We start from the raw sequence: 22,558 nt of genomic DNA, 5'->3' as shown, positions 1-22,558 counted from the left end.
ACGACACGACATGGCCCTCACCGGACGCACTGCCCTACTCGCGGCACTCGGCTCCCTCCCCATCGGCATCTGGGAGCCCAGCTGGACGGGCATCCTGGCCGTCAACACCCCGCTGGCCCTGGCCTGCGCCTGCGACTTCGCCCTGGCCGCCCCCGTACGCCGCCTGCGCCTGACCCGCTCCGGCGACACCTCCGTACGTCTAGGGACCCCGGCCGACGTCACCCTCACGGTCACCAACCCCTCGCGCCGCCCCTTGCGCGCCGCCCTCCGCGACGCCTGGCCGCCGAGCAGTTGGCATTCCGGCATGGAATACGAGTCGTCCCGCCACCGCGTGAACATCCCCGCGGGCGAACGCCGCCGCGTCACGACCCGCCTCCAGCCCACCCGCAGAGGCGACCGCACAGCCGACCGCGTCACCATCCGCTCCTACGGCCCCCTCGGCCTGTTCACCCGCCAGGGCACACACCGGGTCCCCTGGACGGTCCGCGTCCTGCCGCCCTTCCACAGCCGCAAACACCTCCCCTCCAAGCTGGCCCGCCTCCGCGAACTCGACGGCCGCACCAGCGTGTTGACCAGGGGCGAGGGCACAGAATTCGACAGCCTCCGCGAGTACGTTCCCGGAGACGACACCCGCTCCATCGACTGGCGCGCAACGGCCCGCCACTCCGCGGTGGCCGTCCGCACCTGGCGCCCGGAGCGCGACCGCCACATCCTGCTCGTCCTCGACACCGGCCGCACTTCCGCCGGCCGAGTCGGCGACGCCCCGCGCCTCGACGCCTCCATGGACGCCGCGCTCCTCTTGGGCGCCCTGGCCTCCCGCGCCGGCGACCGCGTGGACCTGCTCGCCTACGATCGCCGGACCCGCGCCCTGGTCCAGGGCCGCACCGCAGGCGACGTCCTGCCCGCCCTGGTCAACGCCATGGCTCCCCTGGAACCAGAACTGATCGAAACAGACGCCCGCGGCCTCACGGCAACAGCACTGCACACAGCGCACCGCCGTTCCCTCATCGTCCTTCTTACGTCCTTGGACGCGGCCCCCATCGAAGAGGTCCTCCTCCCCGTACTCTCGCGCCTCACGAAACGTCACACAGTCGTGCTGGCATCGGTTGCCGACCCGAAAATCGAATCGATGACATCAGCACGGGGCACCACAGAAGCCATCTACGATGCCGCCTCCGCAGCCCAGGCCAAGGCCGAGCGGCTACGCACCGCCGAACAACTCACCCGCCATGGCGTCACCGTCGTGGATGCCACGCCATCCGATTTGGCCCCAGCCCTCGCAGACGCCTACCTGTCTCTGAAATCCGCCGGCCGCCTTTGACGCAATGAGCACGCGCCGCTGGGCGGCACCCAATTCCTAGGACCCTTAAACGCAGAAAAGCCCGGACCGTATCCCGGTCCGGGCTTTTCTCTAAAATTAGTTCGGCGGCGTCCTACTCTCCCACAGGGTCCCCCCTGCAGTACCATCGGCGCTGTGAGGCTTAGCTTCCGGGTTCGGAATGTAACCGGGCGTTTCCCTCACGCTATGACCACCGAAACACTATGAAACTGTCAACCGCACCGTAGTCGTGGCCCGACATACGGGGTTGTTCGTGGTTTCAGAACCAACACAGTGGACGCGAGCAACTGAGGACAAGCCCTCGGCCTATTAGTACCGGTCACCTCCACACCTTACGGTGCTTCCAGATCCGGCCTATCAACCCAGTCGTCTACTGGGAGCCTTAACCCCTCAAAGGGGGTGGGAATACTCATCTCGAAGCAGGCTTCCCGCTTAGATGCTTTCAGCGGTTATCCTTTCCGAACGTAGCCAACCAGCCATGCCCTTGGCAGGACAACTGGCACACCAGAGGTTCGTCCGTCCCGGTCCTCTCGTACTAGGGACAGCCCTTCTCAATATTCCTACGCGCACAGAGGATAGGGACCGAACTGTCTCACGACGTTCTAAACCCAGCTCGCGTACCGCTTTAATGGGCGAACAGCCCAACCCTTGGGACCGACTCCAGCCCCAGGATGCGACGAGCCGACATCGAGGTGCCAAACCATCCCGTCGATATGGACTCTTGGGGAAGATCAGCCTGTTATCCCCGGGGTACCTTTTATCCGTTGAGCGACGGCGCTTCCACAAGCCACCGCCGGATCACTAGTCCCGACTTTCGTCCCTGCTCGACCCGTCGGTCTCACAGTCAAGCTCCCTTGTGCACTTACACTCAACACCTGATTACCAACCAGGCTGAGGGAACCTTTGGGCGCCTCCGTTACTCTTTGGGAGGCAACCGCCCCAGTTAAACTACCCATCAGACACTGTCCCTGATCCGGATCACGGACCCAGGTTAGACATCCAGCACGACCAGAGTGGTATTTCAACGACGACTCCCCCTGAACTGGCGTCCAGGGTTCACAGTCTCCCACCTATCCTACACAAGCCGAACCGAACACCAATATCAAACTATAGTAAAGGTCCCGGGGTCTTTCCGTCCTTCTGCGCGAAACGAGCATCTTTACTCGTAGTGCAATTTCACCGGGCCTATGGTTGAGACAGTCGAGAAGTCGTTACGCCATTCGTGCAGGTCGGAACTTACCCGACAAGGAATTTCGCTACCTTAGGATGGTTATAGTTACCACCGCCGTTTACTGGCGCTTAAGTTCTCAGCTTCGCCACACCGAAATGTGACTAACCGGTCCCCTTAACGTTCCAGCACCGGGCAGGCGTCAGTCCGTATACATCGCCTTACGGCTTCGCACGGACCTGTGTTTTTAGTAAACAGTCGCTTCTCGCTGGTCTCTGCGGCCACCCCCAGCTCAGAGTGCAAGACTCATCACCAGGAATGGCCCCCCTTCTCCCGAAGTTACGGGGGCATTTTGCCGAGTTCCTTAACCATAGTTCACCCGAACGCCTCGGTATTCTCTACCTGACCACCTGAGTCGGTTTAGGGTACGGGCCGCCATGAAACTCGCTAGAGGCTTTTCTCGACAGCATAGGATCATCCACTTCACCACAATCGGCTCGGCATCAGGTCTCAGCCTTGTGTGCGACGGATTTACCTACCGCACGGCCTACACCCTTACCCCGGGACTACCATCGCCCGGGCTGGACTACCTTCCTGCGTCACCCCATCGCTCACCTACTACCAGCTTGGACCGGCGGCTCCACCACTTTCCATTCCCCGAAGGGTCCGGAACGGCTTCACGGCCTTAGCATCACTGGATTCGATGTCTTTCGCGTCACAGCGGGTACCGGAATATCAACCGGTTATCCATCGACTACGCCTGTCGGCCTCGCCTTAGGTCCCGACTTACCCTGGGCAGATCAGCTTGACCCAGGAACCCTTAGTCAATCGGCGCACACGTTTCTCACGTGTGTATCGCTACTCATGCCTGCATTCTCACTCGTGAACCGTCCACAACTACCTTCCGGTGCTGCTTCACCCGGCACACGACGCTCCCCTACCCATCCACACACCCGTTGGGGCTGTTGTATGAATGACACGACTTCGGCGGTACGCTTGAGCCCCGCTACATTGTCGGCGCGGAATCACTTGACCAGTGAGCTATTACGCACTCTTTCAAGGGTGGCTGCTTCTAAGCCAACCTCCTGGTTGTCTCTGCGACTCCACATCCTTTCCCACTTAGCGTACGCTTAGGGGCCTTAGTCGATGCTCTGGGCTGTTTCCCTCTCGACCATGGAGCTTATCCCCCACAGTCTCACTGCCGTGCTCTCACTTACCGGCATTCGGAGTTTGGCTAAGGTCAGTAACCCGGTAGGGCCCATCGCCTATCCAGTGCTCTACCTCCGGCAAGAAACACACGACGCTGCACCTAAATGCATTTCGGGGAGAACCAGCTATCACGGAGTTTGATTGGCCTTTCACCCCTAACCACAGGTCATCCCCCAGGTTTTCAACCCTGGTGGGTTCGGTCCTCCACGAAGTCTTACCTCCGCTTCAACCTGCCCATGGCTAGATCACTCCGCTTCGGGTCTTGAGCGCGCTACTGAATCGCCCTGTTCGGACTCGCTTTCGCTACGGCTTCCCCACACGGGTTAACCTCGCAACACACCGCAAACTCGCAGGCTCATTCTTCAAAAGGCACGCAGTCACGACGCATTGAGTAAACTCAATGCGCGACGCTCCCACGGCTTGTAGGCACACGGTTTCAGGTACTATTTCACTCCGCTCCCGCGGTACTTTTCACCATTCCCTCACGGTACTATCCGCTATCGGTCACCAGGGAATATTTAGGCTTAACGGGTGGTCCCGCCAGATTCACACAGGATTTCTCGGGCCCCGTGCTACTTGGGTGTCTCTCAAACGAGCCGCTAATGTTTCGACTACGGGGGTCTTACCCTCTACGCCGGACCTTTCGCATGTCCTTCGCCTACATCAACGGTTTCTTACTCGTCCTGTCGCCGGCAGACGACAGAAGAGAGATCCCACAACCCCGTACACGCAACCCCTGCCGGGTCTCACACGTATACGGTTTGGCCTCATCCAGTTTCGCTCGCCACTACTCCCGGAATCACGGTTGTTTTCTCTTCCTGCGGGTACTGAGATGTTTCACTTCCCCGCGTTCCCTCCACACTGCCTATATATTCAGCAGCGGGTGACAGCCCATGACGACTGCCGGGTTTCCCCATTCGGAAACCCCCGGATCAAAGCCTGGTTGACGACTCCCCGGGGACTATCGTGGCCTCCCACGTCCTTCATCGGTTCCTGGTACCAAGGCATCCACCGTGCGCCCTTAAAAACTTGGCCACAGATGCTCGCGTCCACTGTGCAGTTCTCAAACAACGACCAACCACCCGTCACACACCAAGAACCTTGGCGCTTCACCGGGGCCGGCATTGAGGTCGGGATCAAATCCGTACCCTCAGATACCCAACAGCGTGCCCGGCCCGACCAGTTCACTCACACGTTCCACGCCGAAGCAGTACTAGTGAAGCCAACCAATCGTGCCGAATAATCAACGTTCCACCCATGAGCAACCAGCATCAGACGTTCGCTGATGAACTGGCCTCTGACCTCGTCCCGAAGGACTCGGTAAGAAGTGCTCCTTAGAAAGGAGGTGATCCAGCCGCACCTTCCGGTACGGCTACCTTGTTACGACTTCGTCCCAATCGCCAGTCCCACCTTCGACAGCTCCCTCCCACAAGGGGTTGGGCCACCGGCTTCGGGTGTTACCGACTTTCGTGACGTGACGGGCGGTGTGTACAAGGCCCGGGAACGTATTCACCGCAGCAATGCTGATCTGCGATTACTAGCAACTCCAACTTCATGGGGTCGAGTTGCAGACCCCAATCCGAACTGAGACCGACTTTTTGAGATTCGCTCCACCTTGCGGTATCGCAGCTCATTGTATCGGCCATTGTAGCACGTGTGCAGCCCAAGACATAAGGGGCATGATGACTTGACGTCGTCCCCACCTTCCTCCGAGTTGACCCCGGCGGTCTCCTGTGAGTCCCCATCACCCCGAAGGGCATGCTGGCAACACAGAACAAGGGTTGCGCTCGTTGCGGGACTTAACCCAACATCTCACGACACGAGCTGACGACAGCCATGCACCACCTGTACACCGACCACAAGGGGGCGCCCATCTCTGGACGTTTCCGGTGTATGTCAAGCCTTGGTAAGGTTCTTCGCGTTGCGTCGAATTAAGCCACATGCTCCGCTGCTTGTGCGGGCCCCCGTCAATTCCTTTGAGTTTTAGCCTTGCGGCCGTACTCCCCAGGCGGGGCACTTAATGCGTTAGCTGCGGCGCGGACAACGTGGAATGTTGCCCACACCTAGTGCCCACCGTTTACGGCGTGGACTACCAGGGTATCTAATCCTGTTCGCTCCCCACGCTTTCGCTCCTCAGCGTCAGTAATGGCCCAGAGATCCGCCTTCGCCACCGGTGTTCCTCCTGATATCTGCGCATTTCACCGCTACACCAGGAATTCCGATCTCCCCTACCACACTCTAGCTAGCCCGTATCGACTGCAGACTCGGGGTTAAGCCCCGAGCTTTCACAATCGACGTGACAAGCCGCCTACGAGCTCTTTACGCCCAATAATTCCGGACAACGCTTGCGCCCTACGTATTACCGCGGCTGCTGGCACGTAGTTAGCCGGCGCTTCTTCTGCAGGTACCGTCACTTTCGCTTCTTCCCTGCTGAAAGAGGTTTACAACCCGAAGGCCGTCATCCCTCACGCGGCGTCGCTGCATCAGGCTTTCGCCCATTGTGCAATATTCCCCACTGCTGCCTCCCGTAGGAGTCTGGGCCGTGTCTCAGTCCCAGTGTGGCCGGTCGCCCTCTCAGGCCGGCTACCCGTCGTCGCCTTGGTGAGCCATTACCTCACCAACAAGCTGATAGGCCGCGGGCTCATCCTTCACCGCCGGAGCTTTTAACCCCCATCCAGGAGGACAGGAGTGTTATCCGGTATTAGACCTCGTTTCCAAGGCTTGTCCCAGAGTGAAGGGCAGATTGCCCACGTGTTACTCACCCGTTCGCCACTAATCCACCCCGAAGGGCTTCATCGTTCGACTTGCATGTGTTAAGCACGCCGCCAGCGTTCGTCCTGAGCCAGGATCAAACTCTCCGTGAATGTTTCCCCGTTATCGGGGCGACACACACGAGAGCGGAACAGTCGGAGGAATAGTCCGACCGTTCACAGCGTCCTCGCTGTGTTTTTTACAAAGGAACCTCATCCCCAGCAGACGCTGGAGACGGGGTATCAACATATCTGGCGTTGATTTTTGGCACGCTGTTGAGTTCTCAAGGAACGGACGCTTCCTTTGTACTCACCCTCTCGGGCTTTCCTCCGGGCGCTTCCCTTCGGTATTTCGTGTTTCCAACCTTACCAGATCCGTTTTCCGTTCCGTTTCCGGTGCGGATTTCATTTCCGGTGGCCGTTGGAGGGCCTTTGCCTTTCGGCGGTGCCGACTTTATCAGAAGTTTTGGGCCGGGCTGACCGGCTCAGGGTTTCCGATTAATCGGGAGGGGCTTCTCGAAAGAATTGAATTTCGTGAAGCGCGCTAGATACTAGCCGTTGCAATCGAACCTGTCTAGTTCGGGGCAACTGTTCGAATCTACCTCCCCGGTCTGGCCGTGTCAACGGTCTTTCCGGGGCGAAGAGGAGACTAGCAGGTCAGCGGGGCTCTCGCACATCAGGCGGCCGTGGGAAGCAGCGCGCTGCGCTCGTCCGTGGCGAGATCGCCCGTTTCGCCCTCACGGACCGCACGGCCGCCGAGGACATAGACGTACGCAAGGAATGCCAGCTCTGCCGCGATGCCGATACCGATGCGGGCCCAGGTCGGGAGGCCGGAGGGGGTGACGAAGCCTTCGATGGCTCCGGAGATGAAGAGGACCAGGGCCAGGCCGATGGCCATGCCGAGAGCGGCTCGGGCCTCTTCGGCGAGGGCCGTTCTGCGGGTGCGGGGGCCCGGGTCGATCACTGTCCAGCCGAGGCGCAGTCCGGTACCTGCCGCGACGAAGACCGCGGTCAGTTCGAGCAGGCCGTGCGGGAGGATCAGACCGAGGAAGGTGTCGAGGCGGCCGGCGGAGGCCATCAGGCCGATGCCCACACCTACGTTGAGCATGTTCTGGAAGAGGATCCACAGGACCGGCAGGCCCAGGAAGATGCCCAGAACCAGGCACATGGCGGCGGCCTGAGCGTTGTTCGTCCAGACCTGGGCGGCGAACGAGGCAGCCGGGTGGCTCGAGTAGTAGGTCTCGTACTGGCCTCCGGGGCGCGTCATCTCGCGGAGGTCGGCGGGGGCCGCGATGGAGGCCTGGACATCGGGGTGGGTGCCGATCCACCAGCCGATGAGGGCGGCTATCGCGGTCGACAGCAGCGCGGTGGGGGCCCACCAGTGACGCGCCCTGTAAACCGCTGCCGGGAAACCGTGGGTCAGGAAGTGCGTCACGTCGCGCCATGAAGCGCGGCGGGTGCCCGTCACGGCACTACGCGCGCGGGCCACGAGTTGAGTGAGGCGGCCGACCACCCGGGGATCAGGTGCGCTCGACTGGATGAGCGAGAGGTGGGTGGCGGTGCGCTGGTACAGGCTCACCAGTTCGTCCGCCTCTGTGCCGGTGAGCCGGCGTCGGCGGCGCAGCAGAGCGTCCAGTCGGTCCCACTCGGCCCGGTGGGCGGACACGAAGACGTCGAGGTCCATCCGGTCTGCTGCTCCTCGGTTTCCGGCACCTGTAAGGCGCGATGGTCCTTCAGCTTGGCAGACTGGCGGTTCCTGGGGCAGCTCGTTGAAGGGTGGGTGGCCGGCGTGAGTGAGCTGGTGACGGGGGAAGCGGTGGCGCTGGAGCTGCGGCCCGCGAAGTTGCCGAGTCGGGCGCTCGCCGTGTTCATCGATCTGGCGGTGGCGTTCGCCGTCTACATCGTGGTGACCATGGCGGTCACGGCTGCGACTGCCTCGCTCGACGAGGCCGCGGGCGCGGCCGTCGCGGTGGGGACGTTTCTGTTGGTGCTGGTCGGAGTCCCGATCGCCGTGGAGACGTTGAGCCATGGGCGGTCGCTGGGGAAGCTCGCGTGCGGGCTGCGCGTCGTGCGGGACGACGGTGGGCCGATCCGGTTCCGGCACGCGTTGGTGCGGGGGGCCGTCGGGGTCGTGGAGATCCTCATGACCTTCGGCATCGTGGCCTGCATCGCTTCGCTCGTGTCCGCGCGGGGGCGGCGGGTCGGGGACGTGTTCGCCGGGACCCTCGTCGTACGGGAGAGGGTGCCGGCCGGGCAGTTGGCGTCCGTGCCGCCTCCGCCGCCGTGGCTGGTGGGGAGGTTCGCCGAGCTGGATCTGTCGGCCGTGCCGGAGGGGCTGTGGCTCGCGGTGCGGCAGTACCTGACGCGGATGGGGCAGTTGGATCCGCAGGTCGGGTGGGGGGTGGCCGAGCGGCTCGCGAACGAACTCGCCGCGCACACGGGGACGTCGGTGCCGAGTGACATGCCGCCCGCCGCGTTCTTGGCGGCCGTGACCCACGAGCGGCAGTCGCGGGAGGCCCAGCGGGCGTTCGGAGCGGGTGCCGCGGGTGGTCAGGGGGCTTCGGCCGTGGCTGGTGCCGCGCCCGGGCCGTACGGCGGATACGCGGGGGCCGCAGGGCCGGTGCCGCCCGCGGGTCCGCTCGCTCCTCCCACTCCTACCGTTCCTCCGGCCCCCGCGCCGGGCCCCGTGGGCAACCCCCCAGCGGGATCCGGGAGTTCGGGCGGGCCGGCCACCGGGTTCGTGCCGCCGGCCTGAGCACGCGGCGTCAGCGGAAGACCGACGGCGGGGTCTCGAGGTCCTCCAGCTCGATGCCGGGGGCCGCGAGGACCACGTCGCCGCTGATGTGGACCGCCTGCTGCTCCCCCGTGTCCAGGGCTGTGACCTGGTATTCGTCCACGGTCAGAGGCCCGTTGTCAGTGGCGTGTGCTTCGCTGTTCAGCAAGGTCCAGGACTGGTCCACGGTGAGGGGCGCGAGGACGGGATCCGTCAGGGCGACGAGGCGGACGCGGGTCGGAGGGGAGGTGCGGGTGAGACCGAGAAGTCGTGCGGTGGCGATGAGGAACGCGGGGGATGTTCCCGTGAACGCGTGCGCGGGGGCGTTTCCTTCGGTGGCGTGAGTGCCCGTGGGGTCGGTGCGGACCCATGTGACGCCGTCGATGGCGGCACCTCTCACCTGCCAGCTCGCCGCGTTCAGTTCGAGGCGGATGGGGCGGCCGAGTTCGTCGAGGGCGAGGTCGATCGAGCCGGCGTGGTCGCCGGAGGGGGTGGTCCGTTGCGCTACATAGCGCCAGCCGGAAGGGCCGGGCGCGCACTGGAAGTGTTCTTCGCCGAGGGGGGTGTGATCGTGCAGATCGTGAAGCGAATATCGGCCGCGGGGCATGGCGTTCGTGGGGTCCTCTGTCTGGCCTGGTGACGGCCGCCGTCGGGTGCGGGGGCGGCGGGGCGTCGAAGGACGTGTCCACCGTAGCCAGCGGTGTGCGCGGACACGGGACAGGCCCCCGACACGGGGGTGCGGGGGCCTGTCCTGCGAAGCGGTCAGCCGGCGGGCGGCTGGTGCGCGGCGCCGAGTCGAGTGGTCCGCAGACGCGTGGTCCGCGGACGCGTGCTCGGCGGGCGCGTGCTCAGTAGCGGTAGTGGTCCGGCTTGTACGGGCCCTCGACCTCGACGCCGATGTACGAGGCCTGCTCCGGGCGGAGGGTCGTCAGCTTCACGCCGAGCGCGTCCAGGTGGAGGCGGGCGACCTTCTCGTCCAGGTGCTTGGGCAGCACGTACACGCCGGTCGGGTACTCGGTCGGCTTGGTGAAGAGCTCGATCTGGGCGAGGGTCTGGTCCGCGAACGAGTTGGACATCACGAAGGACGGGTGGCCCGTCGCGTTGCCCAGGTTCAGCAGGCGGCCCTCGGACAGCACGATGATGACCTTGCCGTCGGGGAACGTCCAGGTGTGGACCTGCGGCTTGACCTCGTCCTTGACGATGCCGTCGATCTTCGCCAGGCCGGCCATGTCGATCTCGTTGTCGAAGTGGCCGATGTTCCCGACGATCGCCTGGTGCTTCATCTTGGCCATGTCCGAGGCCATGATGATGTCCTTGTTGCCGGTCGTCGTGACGAAGATGTCGACCTTGTCGACGACCTCGTCGAGCGTCGTGACCTGGAAGCCGTCCATCGCCGCCTGCAGTGCGCAGATCGGGTCGACCTCGGTGACGATGACGCGGGCGCCCTGGCCGCGCAGCGACTCGGCGCAGCCCTTGCCCACGTCGCCGTAGCCACAGACGAGGGCGGTCTTGCCGCCGATGAGGACGTCCGTGGCGCGGTTGATGCCGTCGACGAGCGAGTGGCGGCAGCCGTACTTGTTGTCGAACTTCGACTTGGTCACGGCGTCGTTCACGTTGATCGCCGGGAACAGGAGGACGCCGTCGCGCTGCATCTCGTACAGGCGGTGGACGCCGGTCGTGGTCTCTTCCGTGACGCCGCGGATCTCGGAGGAGAGCTGGGTCCACTTCTGCGAACCGTTCGAGATCGTGCGGTTCAGGAGCTGGAGGATGACGCGGTGCTCGTCGGACTCGGCGGTGTCGACCGAGGGGACCTTGCCGTCCTTCTCGTACTCGACGCCCTTGTGGACGAGGAGGGTGGCGTCACCACCGTCGTCGAGGATCATGTTCGGGCCGCCGGTGGGCGTGTTCGGCCAGGTCAGGGCCTGCTCCGTGCACCACCAGTACTCCTCCAGCGTCTCGCCCTTCCAGGCGAAGACCGGGATGCCCTGGGGGTTGTCCGGCGTGCCGTTCGGGCCGACGGCGATGGCCGCGGCGGCGTGGTCCTGCGTGGAGAAGATGTTGCAGGAGGCCCAGCGGACCTCGGCGCCGAGGGCGACGAGGGTCTCGATGAGGACGGCCGTCTGGACCGTCATGTGGAGGGAGCCGGTGACGCGGGCGCCGGCGAGCGGCTGGGCGGCGGCGTACTCCTTGCGGATCGCCATGAGGCCGGGCATCTCGTGCTCGGCGAGGGTGATCTCCTTGCGGCCGAAGGCGGCGAGGGAGAGGTCGGCGACCTTGAAGTCCTGGTCCTGTCGGTTGGCGACAGAAGTCATAAGTGAGCTGCTCCTCGGTGCTGTTGCAGTCGGTCGAGGTGGGCTGACGCGCCTGCCCGCGATACGGGATGCTGCGCGCATGGCTGACCTGCGGCGTCCTGAGACACAAGTGTCCCCTGGCGTTCGCAGCGCAGTCCGTCGGAGGCCCTCTCTCCCTCGGCCGACCCGGCGTACGGGCCGCCCGACCGCCATCAGCAGCGACGTCTGGCTCGGTACAAAGCTACACCGATCGGCTCAGTCGAACCCACCCCGCCTCTCGATCCGGTCGGATACCTGACAACGGACTACCCGTTCCGGGACCTTTGAACTGTCGACTCTGTGCGTATGTGTTGCACCATGCTGGGAGAGCCGCCAAGATTTGCGCGCTCTTGCACGGATCGCTTGAAGGAGAGCCACGTGACCAGTCCGGCCGACCCCCACGCGGGCGGAGGAGCCGTCGAGCAGCAGAAGAAGTTGAAGCTGCTCGCGGTGACCGCATGTCCGACCGGCATCGCGCACACCTACATGGCGGCGGAGAAGCTGCAGCAGGCAGCGGACGCCGCGGGCATCGACATGAAGGTGGAGACGCAAGGGTCCATCGGGGCCGGGAACGTCTTGACCGACAACGATGTCAAAGACGCCGACGGCATCATCATCGCCGCCGACAAGGACGTCGACCGCTCCCGCTTCGCAGGTAAGCGGGTGCTCTCGGTCGGCGTGTCGGAGGGCATCAGCCACCCCGATCAGTTGATCGAGCGCGTCCAGAACGCGCCCGTGGCCGGCTCGGAGGGCGGTGCGGCGCAGCAGGCCGCGGCGTCCGGCGGCAAGGAGCGCAGCGCGGCGTACAAGGCGCTGATGAACGGTGTCAGCTTCATGATCCCGTTCGTCGTCGTCGGCGGTCTGCTGATCGCCGTCTCGCTGGCGATCGGCGGCCACGCGACGCCCGACGGGATCCAGATCCCCAAGGACACGTTCTGGTTCAACGTCAACGCGCTCGGCACGCTCGGCTTCAAGCTGATGCTGCCGATCTTCTCCGGCTACATCGCCTTCGCGCTCGGTGACCGCCCCGCACTCGTGCCGGGCATGATCGGCGGCTTCCTCGCCGCCGACGCCAGCATCTACGGCTCCGACGCCAACGCCGGTTTCCTCGGCGCCATCGTGACCGGTTTCCTCGCGGGCTACATCGTCCTCGCGATCCGGAAGATCAAGGTCCCGAAGGCCATCCAGCCGATCATGCCGATCATCGTGGTGCCCATCGCGTCCACGCTGGCGGTCGGCCTCGCCTTCATCTACATCCTCGGTGGGCCGATCTCCTGGGTGTTCACGCATCTCACCGACTTCCTCGGCGGGATGACCGGGTCGAGCGCGGTGCTGCTCGGTGCGCTCATCGGTCTCATGATCGCGTTCGACATGGGCGGGCCGGTCAACAAGACCGCGTTCCTGTTCGCCGTCGGTCTGATCGGGACGAACAACGCCGTCATGGGCATGGCCGCCGCGGCCATCCCGGTCATGCCGCTCGGCCAGGGCCTGGCCACGATGATCCGCCGCAAGCTCTATACGGACGCGGAACGCGAAGCCGGTATCGCGGCGCTGTTCATGGGGTGCTTCGGCATCTCGGAAGGTGCCATCCCGTTCGCGGCGGCGCGTCCGGCGCAGGTCATCCCGGCGAACATGCTGGGTGGCGCGGTCGCCGGTGCGGTCGCCGGTCTGGCCGGGGTCGAGGACTCCGTGCCGCACGGTGGTCCGATCGTCGCGGTGTTCGGCGCGATCGGCGGTCTCGCGATGTTCTTCGTCGCGATCGTCGTGGGTACGGCGGTCACCGCCCTGACGACGAACGCGCTCATCGGCGTGAGCAACCGGCGTGCCGCCGCCAAGCAGGCCGCGGCCGACTCCGCGAAGCCCGGCGAGGCCGTCGCGGCCGGTGCGACTCCGGCCGTCGCCGCCGAGAGCGCGCCCGAGCCGGCGCACGCCACGGCGTCCGTCGCCTCCGCGTCGGCGACCGCCTCGCTTCAGGCGGCCACAGCGACCGCGACCGCCTCCGGCGCCGCCGAGGACGAGGCGCCCGAGCCCGAGGTCCTGTCCGGTTACCTCACCGCGCAGACCGTCAAGGTGCAGCTGGACGCGCAGGACAAGGAAGCCGCCATCCGCGAGATGGCGGGCCTCGCCGCCGGTACCGGCAAGGTCGCCGACGTCGAGGAGCTCGTACAGACCGCGCTGCGGCGCGAGGAGCAGGGCACGACCGGGCTCGGCGAGGAGATCGCCATCCCGCACGCCAAGACGGACGCGGTGACCGCCCCGGTCGTCTGCTTCGCGCGGTCCGACGAGGGCATCGAGTGGGGTTCGCTCGACGGCACGAAGGCCAGGCTCGTCTTCATGATCTCGGTGCCGGAGGCGGCCGCCGGTGACGAGCACCTGCGGATTCTGGCGCTGCTGTCGCGCAAGCTGATGGACACGGACTTCCGGGCGCGGCTGCAGGCGGCGCCGGACGATGCGGCGATCCTCGAGGTGCTTTCCGAGGTCAAGTAGCCGCGATCCGCGGTAACCGCAGTCCTACGTAGATGGGGCCCGGCCGAGATTCTCGGCCGGGCCCCATCTACGTAGAGGAAGCGCTCAGTGCTCCGTGCTCGGCGTCGGGCCGCCGGGGCGGGCCTCCGGGTCGGAGCCCTTCGCGGCCTCGGTCTCGCTGTAGATGTCGGGCTCGAGGTAGATGACGCGGGCGATCGGGACGGCGGCGCGGATGCGGGCCTCGGCGTCGTTTATGGCGCGGGCGACCTCGGCGGCCGTGTCGTCGTGCTGCACGGAGATCTTCGCGGCGACGAGGAGTTCCTCGGGGCCGAGGTGGAGCGTGCGCATGTGGATCAGGCCGGTGACGGTGTCGCCGTCGACGACGGCCTTCTCGATCTTCGCGACCTCGTCGGCGCCGGCGGCCTCGCCGAGCAGGAGCGACTTGGTCTCCAGGGCGAGGATGATCGCGATGGCGATCAGCAGGATGCCGATGCAGAGCGTGCCGATGCCGTCCCAGACGGCGTCGCCGGTGGCGAGGGTCAGGCCGACACCAAGCAGCGCGAGGACCAGACCGATGAGCGCGCCGAAGTCCTCCAGGAGGACGACCGGCAGCTCAGGCGCCTTGGCACGCTTGATGAACTGGCCCCAGGAGAGCTTGCCGCGCAGTGCGTTGGACTCCTTGATGGCCGTACGGAACGAGAAGCCCTCGGCGAGGATCGCGAAGACCAGCACGCCGACCGGCCAGTACCAGTGCTCCAGATCGTGCGGGTGCTTGATCTTTTCGTAGCCTTCGTAGACGGCGAACATGCCACCGACGGAGAAGAGCACGATCGACACCAGGAAGGCGTAGATGTAGCGCTCGCGTCCGTACCCGAAGGGGTGTTGCGGGGTCGCCTCGCGCTGGGCCTTCTTGCCGCCGATCAGCAGCAGGAACTGGTTGCCCGAGTCCGCGAGCGAGTGGACTGCCTCGGCGAGCATCGACGAGGATCCGCTGAAGAGGAACGCCACGAATTTCGCTACCGCGATCGCTAGGTTGGCGGCCAGCGCCGCCACGATCGCCTTGGCTCCGCCTGAAGCACTCATGTCGTTCCTGGTGTCCTTTCGAGGTTCTACGTAGGTCCCGTGCGCGGTGGGTCATTGTTGCAGCACGGGACGTCGCAGGTGCCTCTCAGGCCACCACGGTCGCACGGAAAACCGTGCCGGATCCGGACACATTCACCTTTTCTTCCGCCGGGACGAAGGCCGACTCGCCCGGTGCGAGCGCGAGTTCGCCGACCCGGACGGTGCCCGCCGTGCACAGCAGGATCTGCGGTGTCGCGGCCGTCAGGTCGTGGTCCGCGCCGCCCTCGGGCAGGACGAAGCGCGAGAGACGGAACTCGTCGATGGGGGTGTCGTAGACCTCTTCACCGTCGGGCGAGGCCTCGGGGCGCAGCACGCCGGGGTCGGTGGCCTCGAAGCGGACGATGCGCAGCAGTTCGAGGACGTCGACGTGCTTGGGGGTGAGGCCGCAGCGCAGCACGTTGTCCGAGTTGGCCATGATCTCGACGCCGAGGCCGTCGAGGTAGGCGTGCGGGACGCCCGCACCGAGGAACAGGGCCTCGCCGGGCTGCAGTTGGACGTGGTTGAGCAGCATCGCCGCGATGACGCCCGGGTCGCCGGGGTAGTGGTGGGCGATGCCCGCGTACGGCTCGTAGGCGCCGCCGAGGCGCTGGGCGGCGGCGGTGGCCTCGGAGACCGTGCGCTCCATGTCGGCCGGGTCCGCGCTCAGTACGGCGGTCAGGACCTCGCGCAGCGCGGCCTCTTCGGGGTGGGCGCGCAGCAGATCGGCGTACGGCTTGAGGCTGTCGACGCCGAGGCCTTCGAGCAGCTGGGCCGCTTCCTCGGGCGCGCGGAATCCGCACAGGCCGTCGAACGGCGTGAGGGCGCAGATCAGTTCGGGCTTGTGATTGGCGTCCTTGTAGTTGCGGTGCGGGGCGTCGATCGGGACGCCGCGCTTCTCCTCGTCCTCGTAACCCTCCTTCGCCTGCTGGAGGTTGGGGTGCACCTGGAGAGAGAGGGGGCGCCGGCGGCGAGCAGCTTGAGGAGGAACGGGAGGCGGGGGCCGAACTTGTCGACGGCCCGGGGCCCGAGCTCCGTCTCCGGGTGCGCGTCGATGACCTCGTTCAGCGGGCCGCGCTCGGTGCGCGAGGGGGCGCCGGGGTGCGCGCCCATCCACATCTCCGCCTGCGGTTCACCGGTCGGGCTTGCGCCGATGAGCTGCGGGATGGCGGTGGTGGAGCCCCAGGCGTAGGGGCGGATGGTGTTGGTGAGGCGGTCCATGAGGGGGTTCTTTCGGTACGCGGTCCAGGGCGGGGCGGCCGGGCGCCGTCGGCCGGCCGGGGAAAGGGTCGGTCCGGGTCAGGCCCGCGAGGCGAGTCCCAGGTAAACGGCGGCGAAATCCGTGACGGCGATCAGCTCCGCGAGGGTCTCCAGGTCGCTGCCCTCCTCCGGTTCCAGCTCGCTGATGGCGATGTCGTGCGAGAGCGCGAGTTCGCGGGCGGCGGGCGCTGCGGTGAGGCCGCCGGCGGGCCGGTCGCGCAGCAGGACGACGCGGGCGCGCATCATCTGGACCTCCTCGACGCGGTCGCGGAAGAAGTCGTCGGGGTCGGCGCCCGCGGCCAGGTCGCCGGTGAGGAGCGCGCCGTGGGCGGGCATCGCCTCGGGCAGGTCGGCGGCGAGCGCGGCGCGCCCGGCCAGCTCGGCGAGGGCGGCGGCGAAGCGACGGCCCGCCGGGCCCGCCGCGGCCCCCTCGGTCCAGATCAGCGGGAGCGCCTCGGCGAGCTCGGCGGCGAGCGTCTTGGCCGGGTTGCTGTACGTGGCGATGGCCGGGCCGCAGCGCTCGGCGACCTGGTCGAGGCGGTCGGCGACCTTTTCGAGCGTCTCCGGCTCCGCGGTCAGCAGGCCCGTGCGGTCGAGGAGCGCGAGGAGGGGCGTGAGCAGCGCCCAGAGCGCGCCCGGCGCGGAGGCGGCCGCGGGTTCGTCCTGCTCGTACGGGGCCGTGGCCATCGGTACGTACAGGCCGTGCGCCGCCGCGACCGACTCGGTCAGCGGGGCGCCGGAGGGGCAGACCGCGACGGCCGTGACGCCGCGGCGGTACGCCTGCTCGACGAGGAGCGAGAGGCTCGGCTCCGTGCCGTCCGGGGTGGCGATCAGGAGGAGGTCGACCGAGCCCGCCCAGCCCGGCAGCTCCCAGCGCAGCGCGCCCGACGCGGCGGCCACGCCGGTGGGGCGCAGGCGGACGACCGGGGAGGCCGCGCCGGCCAGGCGCCCGATGAGGTCGGCGACGCCCACGGCGGCCGTGCCGGGGCCCGCGATCAGGACGGCGCGGGGGCGCCCGTCTGGCTTCAGGTCGGCGATGCCGGCCTCGGCCGCGTGCCGGGCCGCGGTGCGCACGCGGGCGCCGGCCTCGGCGGCGCCGCGCAGCAGGCCGCGGCGGTCGGCCCTGGCCAGCGCGTCCGGGTCGTCCAGGAGCGTTTCGTCGAACATGGCGTCGGGCCTCCTGCGAGCGGCGTCTTTTCGGGGGTTACGCGGGGCGGCGCGCCTCGTCGATCAGGAGGACGGGGATGCCGTCGCGGACCGGGTAGGCCAGGCCGCAGTCCTTGCCGGTGCAGATCAGCTCGGCGTCGGCCTCCTTGAGCGGGGCGTGGCAGGCCGGGCAGGCGAGGATCTCCAGGAGGCCGGCTTCGAGCGGCATTGTTCCCTCCGGGGGGACGTGGGGTTCGAGTGCGCCGTACGGGCGTGGTGGCCGGGTGGCCGACCGGGGTGCGGCGCTAGTCACCAGCCTACCGGCGGGGGCGCGGGCCGTGCCGTGGCCTCCGGCGGGAGCCGGTGTACCGGGTTGACGCCGCGGGGCTCCGGCCGGAGCGCGGCGTACCGGGCTTGACGCCGCGGGGCTCCGCCCCGGACCCCGCTGCTCAATCGCCGCAGGGGCTTGATTGGCTCAACTCCCGCGGGGGGCTTGATTGGCTCGGTCGCCGCCGGGGCTTGAATGGCTCGATCGCCGCGGCGGGGGCTCAGCCTCGGATGATCGCAAGGACCTCGTCCCGGGTCTTTTCCATCGTCGGGGTGTCCCGCGCCTCCGCGTTCAGGCGCAGCAGCGGTTCCGTGTTGGACGGGCGGACGTTGAACCACCAGTCCGTCGCCGTGACCGTCAGGCCGTCGAGCTCGTCCGTCGTGACGCCCTCGCGGCCGGAGTACGCCGCCTTGATCGCGGCGAGGCGGTCGGTCTGGTCGGCCACCGTGGAGTTGATCTCGCCGGAGGCCGCGTAGCGGTCGTAGGAGGAGACCAGGGCGGACAGCGGGCCGTCCTGGCCGCCGAGCGCCGCGAGGACGTGGAGCGCCGCCAGCATGCCCGTATCGGCGTTCCAGAAGTCGCGGAAGTAGTAGTGCGCGGAGTGCTCGCCGCCGAAGATCGCGCCGGTGGTGGCCATCTCCTGCTTGATGAAGGAGTGGCCCACGCGCGTGCGCACGGGCGTGCCGCCGTTCTCCTTCACGACCTCCGGGACGGTCCAGGACGTGATCAGGTTGTGGATGATCGTGCCCGAGCCGCCGTTTCGCGCGAGTTCGCGGGCGGCGACCAGGGCGGTGATCGCGGAAGGCGACACCGGGTCGCCATTCTCGTCCACCACGAAGCAGCGGTCCGCGTCGCCGTCGAAGGCGAGGCCGAGGTCGGCGCCCTCGGCACGCACGCGTGCCTGGAGGTCCACGATGTTCGCCGGGTCCAGCGGGTTCGCCTCGTGGTTCGGGAACGTGCCGTCCAGCTCGAAGTACATCGGCACGACGTCCAGCGGCAGGCCTTCGAGGACCGTCGGGACGGTGTGCCCACCCATCCCGTTGCCCGCGTCCACCACGACCTTCAGCGGGCGGATCGCCGTCAGGTCGACCAGGCCGCGCAGGTGCGCCGCGTAGTCCTTCAGCGTGTCCCGCCGCGTGACCTTTCCAGGCGTGGCGGCCGGCTCGGGGGCGCCCGACGCGCTCCACTCCTCGGCCAGCCGGCGGATCTCCGCGAGGCCGGTGTCCTGTCCGACCGGCGCCGCGCCCGCCCGGCACATCTTGATGCCGTTGTACTGCGCCGGGTTGTGCGAGGCCGTGAACATGGCACCGGGCAGGTCGAGCGCGCCCGACGCGTAGTACAGCTGGTCCGTCGAGCACAGGCCGATCTCGGTGACGTCCGCGCCGAGGGCGGCGGCCCCGCGCGCGAACGCCCCCGTCAGGCCGGGCGACGAGGGCCGCATGTCATGACCCACGACGATCGCGTCGGCACCGGTCACCCGCACGAACGCGGCGCCGAACAGCGCGGCGAGCTCCTCGTCCCACTGGTCCGGGACCACCCCACGCACGTCGTACGCCTTAACGATCTGCGACAGATCAGCAGCAGCCACGGTCTGCCCAGCCCTCCTGGAGTCCTTCACGGACCCACAAAGTACCTGGCCGCACTGACAGCGGATCGTGAACCCCTCATTCCTCCCGAGGAACCCGCCCGCCCGCATCCTCACTGGTCACAGCAGCACCAAGCGGCGCCTGCCCTTCTCACGGCAGCATCCACGACAGGACCGCGGTGCTCTGCGCCCACACGATCAGGCACATCACGAGCAGCAGCCCGGCGCTCCACGGCAGCACCTTGCGCAGCAGGTCGCCCTCCCGGCCCGCGAGTCCGACCGCCGCGCAGGCGATCGTCAGGTTCTGCGGCGAGATCATCTTGCCGAGGACGCCGCCCGAACTGTTCGCCGCGGCGAGGAGTTCCGGCGGGAGGCCCGACTGCTGGGCGGCCGTCACCTGGAGGGCGCCGAAGAGCGCGTTGGCCGAGGTGTCGGACCCGGAGACGGCGACGCCGAACCACCCGAGAACCGGCGACAAGAAGGCGAGCCCCGCGCCCGCGGCCGCCACGAAGTGCCCGATGGTGGCGGCCTGTCCGGACAGGTTCATGACGTAGGCGAGGGCCAGCACGCTCGTCACCGTCAGGATCGCGAACCGCAGTTCGTGCACGGTGGCGAACCACTCACGCACCGCATCGCGCGCGTGCACGCCGATGACGACCGCGGTGAAGAGCCCCGCGATCAGTACGAGCGTGCCGCCGGTGGAGACGATCGGCAGCGTGAAGATGTTGCCGCCCACGGGCTTGCCGCTCGGGTCGGCGACGTTCAGAAAGGGCCAGTCGAAGACCCAGTTGGCCTTGGCGAGCCAGTCCTTGATGGCGGGGATCTGCGCCAGGGAGAAGATCACGACGATGAGCGCGTACGGGGCGTAGGCGCGCAGCACCTCGGGCCGCGCGTCCTCCTCGTCCAGGTCCTCACTGCGTACGCCGGTCAGGACGGCGGCGCGTACGGTCTCGGTGGCCGGCCTGCGCGCGTGCGGCACCGCGACGAGGGCGCCCGCGCCCACCAGGGCGGCGCCGATGTCGGCGAGTTGGGCGGACACGTAGTTGGAGGCCGCGAACTGGGCGACGGCGAAGGCGAATCCGCACGCGAGGGCGGGCACCCAGGTCTCGCGCAGGCCCCGCTTGCCGTCCACCAGGCCGACGAGCACGAGCGGCACCACGAGGGCGAGCAGCGGCGTCTGACGGCCCACCACGGAGGCGACGGCGTCCAGCGGAAGGCCCGTCACCTGAGCCAGCGTCACGACCGGTGTGCCCATGGCCCCGAAGGCGACGGGCGCCGTGTTGGCGACGAGCGCGACGACCGCGGCCTTCACGGGGTCGAAGCCGAGCGCGACCAGCATCACCGAGCAGATGGCGACCGGCGCCCCGAACCCGGCGAGCGCCTCCAGAAGCGCGCCGAAGCAGAACGCGACGACGAGCGCCTGGATGCGCGGATCGTCGGAGAGCCGCCCGAAGGAGCGGCGAAGGATGTCGAAGTGCCGGGTGCGCACCGTCATCCGGTACACCCACAGGGCGTTGACGACGATCCACATGATGGGGAAAAGCCCGAAGACCGCGCCCTGTGCGGCGCTGGAGACGGTCTGCCCCAGGGGCATGTCGTACGCGAGCCAGCCGACGGCGGCTGCCACGGCGAGACCGATCAGGCCCGCCCGGTGCGCCTTCATGCGCACGGCGCCGAGCAGGACGAGGACGGTCACGAGCGGCAGGGCAGCGACGAGGGCGGACAGGCCGAGCGAGCCGCCTACGGGCTCCAATTGCTGGACGAACACGGTTTCGCCTCCCGGAATCCCGGAGTCGGGTGGCGAAATCGTCGTGGCCTCAACAATCGCGGGTCAACGCGTACGACTGTGAAGATCCCGTGAAGTGGCCTGATCCGGAAGGGAGTTGCCCAGTTTGCTCAGTTGTCGGGCGAGCGCAGCACACGGAGGTGGCCACGGCGCGCGACCTCCATGGGGTCCGCGGTGCGCGGCCCCGAGCCGCCGGCCTCGGCCGCGCGCTCCTGCGGGCGGGCCGCCTCACGCACGGCGTTGGCCAGGGCCTCCAGGTCGTCCCCGCTGGGGCGGCTGGGACCGCTGGTGTCGGCGAGCCGGACGACCTCCCAGCCGCGCGGCGCGGTGAGGCGCTCGGAGTGCTCGGCGCACAGGTCGTAGCAGTGGGGTTCGGCGTAGGTGGCGAGCGGGCCGAGGACCGCGGTCGAGTCGGCGTAGACGTACGTCAGCGTCGCGACGGCGGGACGGCCGCAAGCGGTGCGCGAACAGCGACGTACAGGGCTCACAGCGTTGGACGGTACCGCACTCTTGAGCGGGCCGCGACGACTCTCCCCGAGGTCACCCCACCGTGTCGTGGCGTGATACGGCGCACACCACCGCACGCGGGCGCCCCGGTGACCTGGGCCGACCCCGGGTTGTGCGCCCCACGGGACAGTTGAAAGCGGTCACCACTCAGGGCATATAGCGCCAATTGCCGCGAGATCATCGATCCGGGAGAGAAGTTGAATCAGCCCCAAGATTGGCTTGATCGGTCAGGAAGCGACATGGAGCGCCCCGTCAGGCGCCGGACCGCTTCCGGCGCCGCGGAGGACTACGCTGCGTCAGTGATGGAAAGGCCAGTCAACACAGACGACGCGGTTTCGCCGCCCTCCGGGGAGCCGCGCCCGCCGCGCCGCCGCGACCGGCACGGCCGGGGCATGCGCGGTCCCGTGGCGCCGCCGCAGGTGCCGCTGTCCGCGAGCCGCGCCGAGGCCTTCTCCGACCTCGTACAGGACTCCGTGGAGCGCCTGGAGCGGCGCTGGCCGCAGCTCGCCGAGGTCGACTTCCTGATTCTGGACGTGCCGCGGCTGACGGCCGAGGACGAGGCGTGGACCGGCGGCACCGTGCCGCTCGGCGGTACCGTCCCCGCGCGGGACGACACCCCCGCGCGCGTGGTCGTCTACCGGCGCCCCGTGGAGATCCGCACCAAGGGTCGCGAGGAGCAGGCGGCGCTCGTGCACGAGGTCGTCGTCGAGCAGGTCGCGGAGGTCCTGGGGCTCACCCCGGAGACCGTGGACCCCCGATACGGCGACTACGGGGACTTCGGGGACGGCGAGGACTAGAACTCAGGTCCGTCAG

General features: G+C 67.5%; 13 protein-coding genes, 3 rRNA genes and 1 pseudogene. 4 read left to right on the top strand and 13 right to left on the bottom strand.

Translation table 11 applies throughout. The features are described from left to right. Positions 1-10: 10 nt before the first annotated feature. A complete protein-coding gene (locus ACP4E5_RS27040; RefSeq protein WP_425833006.1) occupies positions 11-1,321 on the top strand; it encodes a DUF58 domain-containing protein in 1,311 nt (436 codons plus the stop codon). A gap of 99 nt (positions 1,322-1,420) precedes the next feature. On the opposite strand, the gene rrf is transcribed toward ACP4E5_RS27040, so the two are convergent. The 4 genes from rrf to ACP4E5_RS27020 all read right to left on the bottom strand — a co-directional run bounded on the left by rrf (position 1,421) and on the right by ACP4E5_RS27020 (position 8,150). Further along, positions 1,421-1,537: ribosomal RNA gene (gene rrf / locus ACP4E5_RS27035) — 5S ribosomal RNA — on the bottom strand. A 91-nt stretch (positions 1,538-1,628) separates the two neighbouring features. Further along, positions 1,629-4,751 (bottom strand): 23S ribosomal RNA (locus tag ACP4E5_RS27030). Positions 4,752-5,054: 303 nt separating this feature from the next. After that, positions 5,055-6,580, bottom strand: a 16S ribosomal RNA gene (locus ACP4E5_RS27025). The 16S, 23S and 5S rRNA genes sit together here, the layout of an rRNA operon. 562 nt (positions 6,581-7,142) lie before the next feature. Beyond that, positions 7,143-8,150: a stage II sporulation protein M gene (locus ACP4E5_RS27020; RefSeq protein ID WP_425833004.1), complete on the bottom strand. Its 1,008-nt coding sequence runs from the start codon at positions 8,148-8,150 to the stop codon at positions 7,143-7,145. A 105-nt stretch (positions 8,151-8,255) separates the two neighbouring features. Between ACP4E5_RS27020 and ACP4E5_RS27015 the strand changes: the two genes are divergently transcribed. Beyond that, the gene (locus tag ACP4E5_RS27015; protein ID WP_425833002.1) at positions 8,256-9,221 is read left to right on the top strand and encodes an RDD family protein; all 966 of its coding nucleotides are present in this window, start codon (positions 8,256-8,258) and stop codon (positions 9,219-9,221) included. 10 nt (positions 9,222-9,231) lie between these two features. Here the strand turns inward: ACP4E5_RS27015 and ACP4E5_RS27010 are convergent, their stop codons facing one another. Both ACP4E5_RS27010 and ahcY read right to left on the bottom strand, forming a co-directional pair. Further along, entirely contained in the window at positions 9,232-9,846 is a 615-nt protein-coding gene (locus tag ACP4E5_RS27010; protein ID WP_425833000.1) for a hypothetical protein, read from the bottom strand. Between the two features lie 241 nt (positions 9,847-10,087). Continuing rightward, positions 10,088-11,551, bottom strand: a complete 1,464-nt coding sequence (ahcY, locus tag ACP4E5_RS27005; RefSeq protein ID WP_425832998.1) for an adenosylhomocysteinase — start codon at positions 11,549-11,551, stop codon at positions 10,088-10,090. Between the two features lie 396 nt (positions 11,552-11,947). On the opposite strand from ahcY, the gene ACP4E5_RS27000 reads away from it, so the two are divergent. Further along, positions 11,948-14,056, top strand: a complete 2,109-nt coding sequence (locus ACP4E5_RS27000) for a fructose-specific PTS transporter subunit EIIC (protein ID WP_425832996.1) — start codon at positions 11,948-11,950, stop codon at positions 14,054-14,056. An 84-nt stretch (positions 14,057-14,140) separates the two neighbouring features. On the opposite strand, the gene ACP4E5_RS26995 is transcribed toward ACP4E5_RS27000, so the two are convergent. The 7 genes and pseudogenes from ACP4E5_RS26995 to ACP4E5_RS26965 form a co-directional block, all read right to left on the bottom strand. Then, the gene (locus ACP4E5_RS26995; protein ID WP_425832994.1) at positions 14,141-15,118 is read right to left on the bottom strand and encodes a cation diffusion facilitator family transporter; all 978 of its coding nucleotides are present in this window, start codon (positions 15,116-15,118) and stop codon (positions 14,141-14,143) included. A gap of 85 nt (positions 15,119-15,203) precedes the next feature. Then, a pseudogene (manA, locus tag ACP4E5_RS26990) lies at positions 15,204-16,354 on the bottom strand (mannose-6-phosphate isomerase, class I). 78 nt (positions 16,355-16,432) lie between these two features. Beyond that, positions 16,433-17,560 carry an SIS domain-containing protein gene (locus ACP4E5_RS26985; protein ID WP_425832992.1) on the bottom strand — a complete coding sequence of 376 codons (1,128 nt, stop codon included), beginning with the start codon at positions 17,558-17,560 and terminating at the stop codon, positions 16,433-16,435. A gap of 37 nt (positions 17,561-17,597) precedes the next feature. Continuing rightward, the gene (locus ACP4E5_RS26980) at positions 17,598-17,768 is read right to left on the bottom strand and encodes a Trm112 family protein (protein ID WP_266710935.1); all 171 of its coding nucleotides are present in this window, start codon (positions 17,766-17,768) and stop codon (positions 17,598-17,600) included. 319 nt (positions 17,769-18,087) lie between these two features. Next, positions 18,088-19,455 carry a phosphomannomutase/phosphoglucomutase gene (locus ACP4E5_RS26975; protein ID WP_425832989.1) on the bottom strand — a complete coding sequence of 456 codons (1,368 nt, stop codon included), beginning with the start codon at positions 19,453-19,455 and terminating at the stop codon, positions 18,088-18,090. A gap of 148 nt (positions 19,456-19,603) precedes the next feature. Next, a complete protein-coding gene (locus ACP4E5_RS26970) occupies positions 19,604-21,220 on the bottom strand; it encodes an L-lactate permease (RefSeq protein WP_425832987.1) in 1,617 nt (538 codons plus the stop codon). A 128-nt stretch (positions 21,221-21,348) separates the two neighbouring features. Continuing rightward, positions 21,349-21,726: a DUF3499 domain-containing protein gene (locus ACP4E5_RS26965; RefSeq protein ID WP_206302118.1), complete on the bottom strand. Its 378-nt coding sequence runs from the start codon at positions 21,724-21,726 to the stop codon at positions 21,349-21,351. Between the two features lie 321 nt (positions 21,727-22,047). Here ACP4E5_RS26965 and ACP4E5_RS26960 point away from each other — a divergent pair, with 321 nt between their 5' ends. Further along, complete coding sequence (locus ACP4E5_RS26960) at positions 22,048-22,542, top strand: metallopeptidase family protein (RefSeq protein ID WP_425841676.1); 495 nt, start codon at positions 22,048-22,050, stop codon at positions 22,540-22,542. The last annotated feature ends 16 nt before the right edge of the window (positions 22,543-22,558 follow it).

The sequence above is a fragment of the Streptomyces fractus genome (assembly GCF_049844455.1).
Taxonomy (GTDB): Bacteria; Actinomycetota; Actinomycetes; order Streptomycetales; family Streptomycetaceae; genus Streptomyces; species Streptomyces fractus.
Note: the sequence above shows the minus strand (reverse complement) of the source record. Positions and strands in the feature narration are given on the sequence as shown.

Bases quoted from the DNA above. Each gene is read 5' to 3' on its own strand.
- ACP4E5_RS27010 (WP_425833000.1), bottom strand. From the start codon at position 9,846: ATGCCCCGCGGCCGATATTCGCTTCACGATCTGCACGATCACACCCCC.
- ACP4E5_RS27040 (WP_425833006.1), top strand. From the start codon at position 11: ATGGCCCTCACCGGACGCACTGCCCTACTCGCGGCACTCGGCTCCCTC.
- ACP4E5_RS26980 (WP_266710935.1), bottom strand. From the start codon at position 17,768: ATGCCGCTCGAAGCCGGCCTCCTGGAGATCCTCGCCTGCCCGGCCTGC.
- ACP4E5_RS26960 (WP_425841676.1), top strand. From the start codon at position 22,048: ATGGAAAGGCCAGTCAACACAGACGACGCGGTTTCGCCGCCCTCCGGG.
- ACP4E5_RS26985 (WP_425832992.1), bottom strand. From the start codon at position 17,560: ATGTTCGACGAAACGCTCCTGGACGACCCGGACGCGCTGGCCAGGGCC.
- ACP4E5_RS27020 (WP_425833004.1), bottom strand. From the start codon at position 8,150: ATGGACCTCGACGTCTTCGTGTCCGCCCACCGGGCCGAGTGGGACCGA.
- ahcY (WP_425832998.1), bottom strand. From the start codon at position 11,551: ATGACTTCTGTCGCCAACCGACAGGACCAGGACTTCAAGGTCGCCGAC.
- ACP4E5_RS26995 (WP_425832994.1), bottom strand. From the start codon at position 15,118: ATGAGTGCTTCAGGCGGAGCCAAGGCGATCGTGGCGGCGCTGGCCGCC.